The following is a 709-nucleotide window of genomic DNA, read 5'->3' on the forward strand; positions in this document are numbered from 1 at the left end:
ACCACCTTCTGGGATGGCGGGAAGGGACTGTTTCCAAGGCTCAACGCAGCTTCAGGGGCCTCAAGGCACCCACACGAATCCGCGATGAGCCTGAATTTTTATACTGAGTCTTTAAGCTGCGTTTCCGTTATGAGCTGGATTGTTTCATTGCGAATTCTTTCGCACATATTTACGAGATTGATATCCAAATCAATAGATTTATTTCGACTTCTCCGCGCCTCATCAATGGCAGTTTTTAAGCATGTCAGTAGAGCCTCGATATTTGGATCTTTCAGATCTGTCTTCGAAATTCCCCATGCAAGTGACATGGCAATAATTGTTAAGTGGTTTGCTTTGATGCCCTTGGATTGGCGGAATGTTTCTTTATTGTGATTCCAGCAGTTATCAACAATGTATTGAGCGAAGATGTAAGGGTTTCCATGAAATCGGCCAACCGCCTGTTGGAATTCCAATAGCGTTGCAATCGACCCTGCCGCATTTTTTCTAGCGAAGAAGTTGGAAATAAAATCGATCACTATCTCAGTCCATTAAGTTTAATTTTGCCAGCCCGTTGAATTGGGCATCTTCTTGGATTTTTGGGCTGCGACCTTTCTCCTTGTTTCCATTCTCTTTACTCTTTTGGCTCATCGCGGATTCGTGTGGGTGCCTTGAGGCCCCTGAATCTGCGTTGAGCCTTGGAAACAGGCCCTTTCCACCGTCCCAGAAGGTG

The 709-nt window shown here is 45.4% G+C and carries 2 protein-coding genes; both read right to left on the reverse strand.

Annotated features, from left to right (window positions below; all coding sequences use genetic code 11):
- Nucleotides 1-98: 98 nt before the first annotated feature.
- A complete protein-coding gene (locus XcuCFBP2542_RS19485) occupies nucleotides 99-515 on the reverse strand; it encodes a hypothetical protein (protein ID WP_146090380.1) in 417 nt (138 codons plus the stop codon).
- 4 nt (nucleotides 516-519) lie between these two features.
- On the reverse strand, nucleotides 520-709 hold a 190-nt coding region (locus XcuCFBP2542_RS19890; RefSeq protein ID WP_211293047.1), incomplete at its 5' end, for a hypothetical protein.

It is taken from the genome of Xanthomonas cucurbitae (genome assembly GCF_002939885.1).
Taxonomy (GTDB): domain Bacteria; phylum Pseudomonadota; class Gammaproteobacteria; order Xanthomonadales; family Xanthomonadaceae; genus Xanthomonas; species Xanthomonas cucurbitae.